Source organism: Streptococcus parasanguinis, assembly GCF_001074805.1.
Lineage (GTDB): Bacteria > Bacillota > Bacilli > Lactobacillales > Streptococcaceae > Streptococcus > Streptococcus parasanguinis_A.
Window position 1 is genome coordinate 1 of record NZ_JUPI01000010.1, and the last position, 6,369, is coordinate 6,369.

Annotated in this window: 7 protein-coding genes and 1 tRNA gene; all 8 read right to left on the reverse strand. The window is 40.3% G+C overall.

Annotated features, from left to right (window positions below; genetic code table 11):
* Positions 1 to 113: 113 nt before the first annotated feature.
* Positions 114 to 425 carry a LiaF transmembrane domain-containing protein gene (locus ADI76_RS00735; RefSeq protein ID WP_049514008.1) on the reverse strand — a complete coding sequence of 104 codons (312 nt, stop codon included), beginning with the start codon at positions 423 to 425 and terminating at the stop codon, positions 114 to 116.
* Positions 426 to 621: 196 nt separating this feature from the next.
* Positions 622 to 694 (reverse strand) — tRNA-Thr (locus ADI76_RS00740).
* A 46-nt stretch (positions 695 to 740) separates the two neighbouring features.
* Entirely contained in the window at positions 741 to 1,202 is a 462-nt protein-coding gene (locus tag ADI76_RS00745; protein WP_049513999.1) for a GNAT family N-acetyltransferase, read from the reverse strand.
* A gap of 38 nt (positions 1,203 to 1,240) precedes the next feature.
* Positions 1,241 to 2,026: an ABC transporter permease gene (locus tag ADI76_RS00750; RefSeq protein WP_003017328.1), complete on the reverse strand. Its 786-nt coding sequence runs from the start codon at positions 2,024 to 2,026 to the stop codon at positions 1,241 to 1,243.
* A 1-nt stretch (position 2,027) separates the two neighbouring features.
* Positions 2,028 to 2,846: an ABC transporter permease gene (locus ADI76_RS00755; RefSeq protein WP_003017344.1), complete on the reverse strand. Its 819-nt coding sequence runs from the start codon at positions 2,844 to 2,846 to the stop codon at positions 2,028 to 2,030.
* Position 2,847: 1 nt separating this feature from the next.
* Positions 2,848 to 3,840, reverse strand: a complete 993-nt coding sequence (locus ADI76_RS00760) for an ABC transporter ATP-binding protein (protein WP_049514002.1) — start codon at positions 3,838 to 3,840, stop codon at positions 2,848 to 2,850.
* 358 nt (positions 3,841 to 4,198) lie between these two features.
* Positions 4,199 to 5,137 carry an alpha/beta fold hydrolase gene (locus tag ADI76_RS00765; RefSeq protein ID WP_049514005.1) on the reverse strand — a complete coding sequence of 313 codons (939 nt, stop codon included), beginning with the start codon at positions 5,135 to 5,137 and terminating at the stop codon, positions 4,199 to 4,201.
* An 83-nt stretch (positions 5,138 to 5,220) separates the two neighbouring features.
* Complete coding sequence (locus ADI76_RS00770; RefSeq protein WP_003004573.1) at positions 5,221 to 6,102, reverse strand: class II fructose-bisphosphate aldolase; 882 nt, start codon at positions 6,100 to 6,102, stop codon at positions 5,221 to 5,223.
* Positions 6,103 to 6,369: the final 267 nt, after the last annotated feature.

Consider the following 6,369-nt stretch of genomic DNA (forward strand, 5'->3'; position numbering starts at 1 on the left):
TGGGCTCTACTACGCTGATTTCATCAGCTTTTACAGCCCTACTCAACTGTGCGGAGGTGGGGCGACGAAATCGAATTCTAACAAATGACCGATTTCTGTCCCACTCTCTTTCTTTATTTGTTGCTTTCCTTATCTGGTAAAAGAAAACTAAGACCCACGCAAGCAAGGACACCCGCTGTGATGACTAGGCCATTTGAAATTGGCAAAAGATCGTAGATCGCGTTTGCAATCATCAGAGCAATTAAAGCACAGATGACACTTGCCTTGTAGTCCTGTTTCATCAGATTTTCAAGAGTGAAGAAGGCAAATAAGAGAACGGGGAATAAAGGCCAGATATTCACATCGATCTTTGGAAAACCAACCATTCCCATTGTGACAACCGCAAGAGCAGCCAAAATAAATCCAAGTCCAAGTAGTTTTTTCATCATATACCTCATTTTGATTATTCGGAAGTATTTCTTCCTTTGATGATTCTATGATAGCAGAGAGCCCCTAAGGCAACAAGGACTTTTGACTAAGTGGTCAAAAATGGCGCCTATGCGGTCAAAAAAAGGAGCGAGACCGAACGAATATGTGATCACCATTATTCATCGTCTCGCTCCTTCAAAGCAGTTTTTTCTATGCCGATTGCAGGGATCGAACCTGTGACCTACGCGTTACGAGTGCGTTGCTCTACCAACTGAGCTAAATCGGCGATTACCTTCTTAGTATAGCACTCTGATAGCGGATGTCAAGCACTTTTAGTTGATCTTTTTAATCAGAATCTGACATGGATTCTGTGGATCCCATAGTTGCGGAAAAATCTCTAATTTTTTAAAACCAAGACTGCGATAAAAGACATTTGTTCGGTCATAATCTTTATTTGAACCTTCTGCGACTGTTTTGACCTGTAGGTAGGCCACTTGTTTGACTGCTTCTCTTTCTATAGTCGTAACTAATTCCCTTCCAATTCCTTGACCTTGGAATGATTTTTTCACGCCTAGACAGTCAATTTCAGCACAATCTTCACTCGAATATGATAAACTTATAAACCCTACTACATCACTTTCTTGATAAGCAGCCCAAACTCGTAAATCCTTAGCTCCTTCAATGTAGGCTTGCGTGCTTTCTGGTATTCCAAACCATTCTGGCAAATCCCTTAAAATCTCAGCGACAACTGCCATTTTTTGATCTTCACCCTTGACTTCTTTAATTACAAACATCATAAGTTCCTTTCTTGATTTTAGTCTTACTTTACCTCTTACGAACCAGCACTTTCGTAGGCATCCAATCCCCTGTCCCAAAGTTTGAGGGAAATAACAAAGAAAACAAGGGAAATCAGAATCAAACCACCAATATTAAAGAGTCCATCCTTGTCCTGCAAGAAATAGCTGGCAGGATAGTAGGCCGTAAAGGCGAAAGGTACAATAAAGCTAATTAACCAACGAAGGAGCGAATTGTAAATAGAAATAGGATACTTGGCAAAATCATTAAACATATAGAAAATGTAAATCATGGCACCTGACTGCTTGGTCCAAAAAGCGATGCTGGCTGTAGCAATTTTCAAGGAAGTATAAATCAAGGTCGCAAAAGGAATACAAACTAGAAAAATCAGGAATTTTGGAAGAGTCCAAGCAATGCTAGTCGCCGTTGTCGCTAGTAAAATTCCACCGACCAAAAGTTCACCCAAGGCATCAATCTGAAAGGTCTCAACGAGGATGTGAAAGAGAGGATTGATAGGACGAGTCAGATACTTGTCAAACTCCCCTTTTCGAACTAGTCGTTGACCTAAAGCCCAGAGATTGTCAAAAAAGAGATGATCTAGTCCCTTTGGAATTAAGGAAAATCCATAGATAAAGGCAATTTCTTGAAAAGTCCAACCTTCTAGGGAGGGAATGTGTTGAAAGATGACATTGAGAAACAAGAGGTTCAGGCCTTGAGTCAGAAAGACTCCCAACACACCAACCACAAAATCTACCTTGTATTCCATGATTTGCTTGATGTACTGTCTGATAAAAATCAGATGCATGCGTTGATATTTTTTCATACTAACCTCCCTGAATGGTGATAAATGACTGGACTCGTTTCCAAATCAACTGAGACAAGCCCACCATCACTATAAGCCAGAAAAGCTGAAGCAAAAGTGCTTGAAGAATCTGACTAGCATCGTATTTCCCAACAATAATCATGACCGGAGTGTAAATTAAGGATGAGAAAGGTAAGAAGGACAGAATATCTGAAATGACCTTTGGAAAGAAAGCCAAGGGAATCAAACTCCCAGACATAAAGGCCACTATGGAAGTCTTAAGTAGGTTGGAACCCCAAAGATTTTTAAATACAAAGGCTGAAAATCCAAAGCAGATATTAAAGAAAAAGTTAATCAGATAGGCCAGCGTTAAGCTAAAAAGATAAAGGGTAGTTAGTCCCAGCACTTCTACAATCCCTTGCCCAGATAAGATTTTCATCAAAACAATGACACTTAAAAATGGCAGTCCAACAGAGATAAAAATCAACCACTTGGAACCAAGCTCCGTAAAGAGGTAAGAAGCCGCAAAATGCACTGGTCGCAACAAGCGCATGATAATGGAACCATCCTTGACCTCATCACCAATCATAAAGGAAGAATCCGACCTAGTCAGAAGATTAGTCACAAAACTCATGATGATGTAGAGGGTGATATCCGCCATACTGAAGCCCTGAATCAAAGGCTCCTGGGAGGAATCAAAGACAGCCTTCCATAGATAAAAAGCCACAAAAGCACCCATGACATCGCCAATCCGATAAAGAATAAAGTTGACTCGATAGCTAATCAACTCCTGAATCCCTGCATTGATAAAGGGTTTATAACGTCTCCACAATTTGACCATCTTAGAGCTCCTTTCGATAGAAGCGACGGATAATATCTTCAATATCCGTATCTACCATCTTCAAATCACGGACCTCAAAATCAGATAAGGTTTGCTTGATAATATCGGCCGACTGGTAGCGGGAACTATCGAATTCAATATTGAGAGTATTTCCTTGTCTATCAATGGACATATCAGGCAAGCCCTCATAATGAGAGACTAGATGATTTTGACCTGGCGTCAGGTCAAAGGAGAGAGTCTTCATCTTTCCAAAGGTCTCCTTGAGCTGGCTAACCGTTCCATCAAAAATCTCTTGCCCCTTATCAATCATAAAAATCCGATCACAGAGTTGCTCAATATCACTCAAATCATGAGTAGTCAAGAGAATAGTTGTCTCTTCCTCCTGATTAATCTGGGTAATGGCCCGACGAATGTTGTCCTTGACCGACACATCCAAACCAATAGTCGGTTCATCTAAAAAGAGAACTTTGGGATTGTGAAGCAAGGAAGCCGCAATATCCGCCCTCATCCGTTGACCTAGTGAAAGAGTCCGCACAGGATCCTTGATAAATTCCTTCAAATCCAAAACTTCATTCAAAAAGTCCATGCGCTTATGGAAAATCGAGTCCGGTACATCATAGATCTCTTTCAAAACCGTGTAGGTCTCTTGCAGAGCCAAATCCCACCATAACTGGGTGCGTTGTCCGAAAACGACTCCAATATCCTTGACATAATCTTGGCGATTATCCTGGGGAATCTTGCCGTTAATCCGACAAAAGCCAGATGTGGGCTTCAAAATTCCTGTCAGCATTTTGATGGTGGTTGACTTCCCAGCACCATTTGCCCCGATAAATCCTAAAATCTGCCCTTTTGGAACTTCAAAAGTTAAATCCTTGACCGCTTCAAAGGTCTGCTTTTCAGGATGAATAAAGGAGCGCAAGGCTCCCTTTAACCCCGGCTCCTTAACTGTCTTCACAAAATTTTTCCGAAGATGTTGCACTTCTATCATTGCCATATCTATCTCCCTATCGTAAGAAGTAACATTGTATTTTTGACTACAAATATTCTAAATCCTTACTTTCTACACTTACTCAATATTATTACAGAAGGCTTTATACCAACCTATTATAATCCAATAAAAAAAGGAATGCAAGCGTTTGCTTATAGATTATGAAATTAGAGATTTCTCTCTTAAAATGAAACTTTTAATCAAAAATTCTGTTAAATAGTTTCCTTAAGACACCAAAAACCTGCCCTTAGGGGCAGGCTTATTGTTAAGAAAAAGAATTTTTTTAATCGAGAAAAATAACGATTCTACTGTTAATCCTTCAGCATTTAATTATTATCATCAGTCTCAATGGATTTTTAAGCCCTCAATTATTCTCCAAAAATTCTTTAATGCGAGAAACAATAGCATCGCTTTGATAATGATAGAGGTCGTGAGGCGCATCCATATAGACGACTTGAACATTAGGCTGATCGCTTGCAAATCTCTCTGCATAACGTTGCCACTCTGATTGGCTAAAGGTCGTGCCTTCACCGTTAGAAATCAGGAGTAAGGCTGGAATTTTCGGATTAATGCTAGATGGAACTTTCTTGGCATTTTCCTTTGCCAAACGGGATTCATGAAGCATGGCTTGTGACATCAACTGCTTATATGCTAGTAATTTATATTGTTGTCGTTCAGTTTCAGTCAGAGTTGGATTTTTTATATAAAAGGACTCAGGGAAATAGCGTAATAAGCCAATCTTACTGCTCCAATAAGCCACAGTAAGCAAGGCCTGATTATCCTTTAAATCCTCATAACTTGCTGGTAATGCCCAATCCAGACCAACCAAGGCTTTCACTTCATCAGGATACTTTTCCTGCCAAGCCAGACTTTCAAGACTAGCCATTGAATGAGAAACAATCACATAAGGCCCCGAAACTTCGGCTTGAGACAAAGCTTGACGGGTCTCAGACAAAACTTCCATCACATCTCTGGATTGATTGCTATCCTCGCTATAACCATAGCCAGCCCGCTCTACGACAACTACTTTGTATTTTTTGGATAGGGAATCTGTTAGATTCTTAAAGTCTAATATAGGTGAAGCAATACCTGCACCTGAAAGAAATACTATCGTTTCAGATCCTTCACCTTTAATGTATACATTCATTTGATGTCCATTGACCGTGACCTCTTTACCGATAGGAGTGAGAAGCTTACTTTCTTTTTGCAAACTAAGTTGGTGAAAACCAAATGTACCTCCTAGAAAAAGGATAAGAACAACAAAAATGATCCAGCTAAACTGTTTAAATTTTTTCATAGGCATATTGTACAAAAATTAAATCCCGGAAGCAACTTTTCTCAAACAAAAAAACAAGATCCACACGGGACCTTGTTTTCCTGTTTTTATTAAGCTTTGCCTTCTGAACCGAATACGTCGATACGTTCTTCAACAGCTGCTGTAATTGCTTCGAAACCTGGTTTCAAGAATTTACGTGGGTCGAAGAGTTTCTTCTTGTCGTATTCTGCTTCGTTTGCATCGTATTCACGTACGAATTGACGAGTAGCATTTGCAAATGCGATTTGGCATTCAGTGTTAACGTTAACTTTTGCAACACCAAGTTTGATAGCTGCTTGGATTTGATCGTCAGGGATACCTGATCCACCGTGCAATACGATTGGGAATCCTGGAACAGCTTCAGTCAATTTTTGCAAGTGGTCAAGGTGAAGACCTTTCCAGTTTGCTGGGTAAGGACCGTGGATGTTACCGATACCTGCAGCCAAGAAGTCGATTCCTGTAGCAACCATTGCTTTAGCATCTTCGATTGGTGCCAATTCACCGTCACCGATGATACCGTCTTCTTCACCACCGATAGTACCAACTTCAGCTTCTACTGAGATACCTTTAGCATGAGCTTTTTCAACGACATCTTTCGCCAATTTAAGGTTTTCTTCAACTGGAAGGTGTGAACCGTCAAACATGATTGAAGTGTAACCAGCTTCGATACATTCAAGAGCATCGTCGTAGTGACCATGGTCAAGGTGAATAGCAACTGGTACAGTGATACCCATTGATTCTACAAGGTTTTCAATAAGGGCTTTACATACTTTGTAACCACCCATGTATTTAGCAGCACCCATAGAAGTTTGGATAAGTACTGGAGCTTTCTTAGCTTCTGCTGCACGCAAGATAGCTTGAGTCCACTCAAGGTTGTTTGTGTTAAATCCACCAACTGCATAACCGTTGTCACGAGCTGCTTGGACAAATTTTTCTGCTGAAACGATTGCCATTTGTCATAGGCCTCCTATAAATTTTTGTGGGATTGATCCCACTTACATTGTTTATTTTATCACTTTTTAGATGAAATTGCTAGCTTTTCCTGTGTCTTTAAGCACTTTCTTATGATAATTAGGGCGGAATCTCCTATCTCCTAAGGCTTTCACCCTAGCAAATAAGGAAAAGAGGCTGGGACAAAAGTCCTAGCCTCTTAATTATTTTTGGATTGTCTAGCAAGACGCAGTGGTTGAGTGGGCTCTACTACGCTGATTTCATCAGCT

Bases quoted from the DNA above. Each gene is read 5' to 3' on its own strand.
- ADI76_RS00750 (WP_003017328.1), bottom strand. From the start codon at position 2,026: ATGAAAAAATATCAACGCATGCATCTGATTTTTATCAGACAGTACATC.
- ADI76_RS00755 (WP_003017344.1), bottom strand. From the start codon at position 2,846: ATGGTCAAATTGTGGAGACGTTATAAACCCTTTATCAATGCAGGGATT.
- ADI76_RS00765 (WP_049514005.1), bottom strand. From the start codon at position 5,137: ATGCCTATGAAAAAATTTAAACAGTTTAGCTGGATCATTTTTGTTGTT.
- ADI76_RS00770 (WP_003004573.1), bottom strand. From the start codon at position 6,102: ATGGCAATCGTTTCAGCAGAAAAATTTGTCCAAGCAGCTCGTGACAAC.
- ADI76_RS00745 (WP_049513999.1), bottom strand. From the start codon at position 1,202: ATGTTTGTAATTAAAGAAGTCAAGGGTGAAGATCAAAAAATGGCAGTT.
- ADI76_RS00760 (WP_049514002.1), bottom strand. From the start codon at position 3,840: ATGGCAATGATAGAAGTGCAACATCTTCGGAAAAATTTTGTGAAGACA.
- ADI76_RS00735 (WP_049514008.1), bottom strand. From the start codon at position 425: ATGAAAAAACTACTTGGACTTGGATTTATTTTGGCTGCTCTTGCGGTT.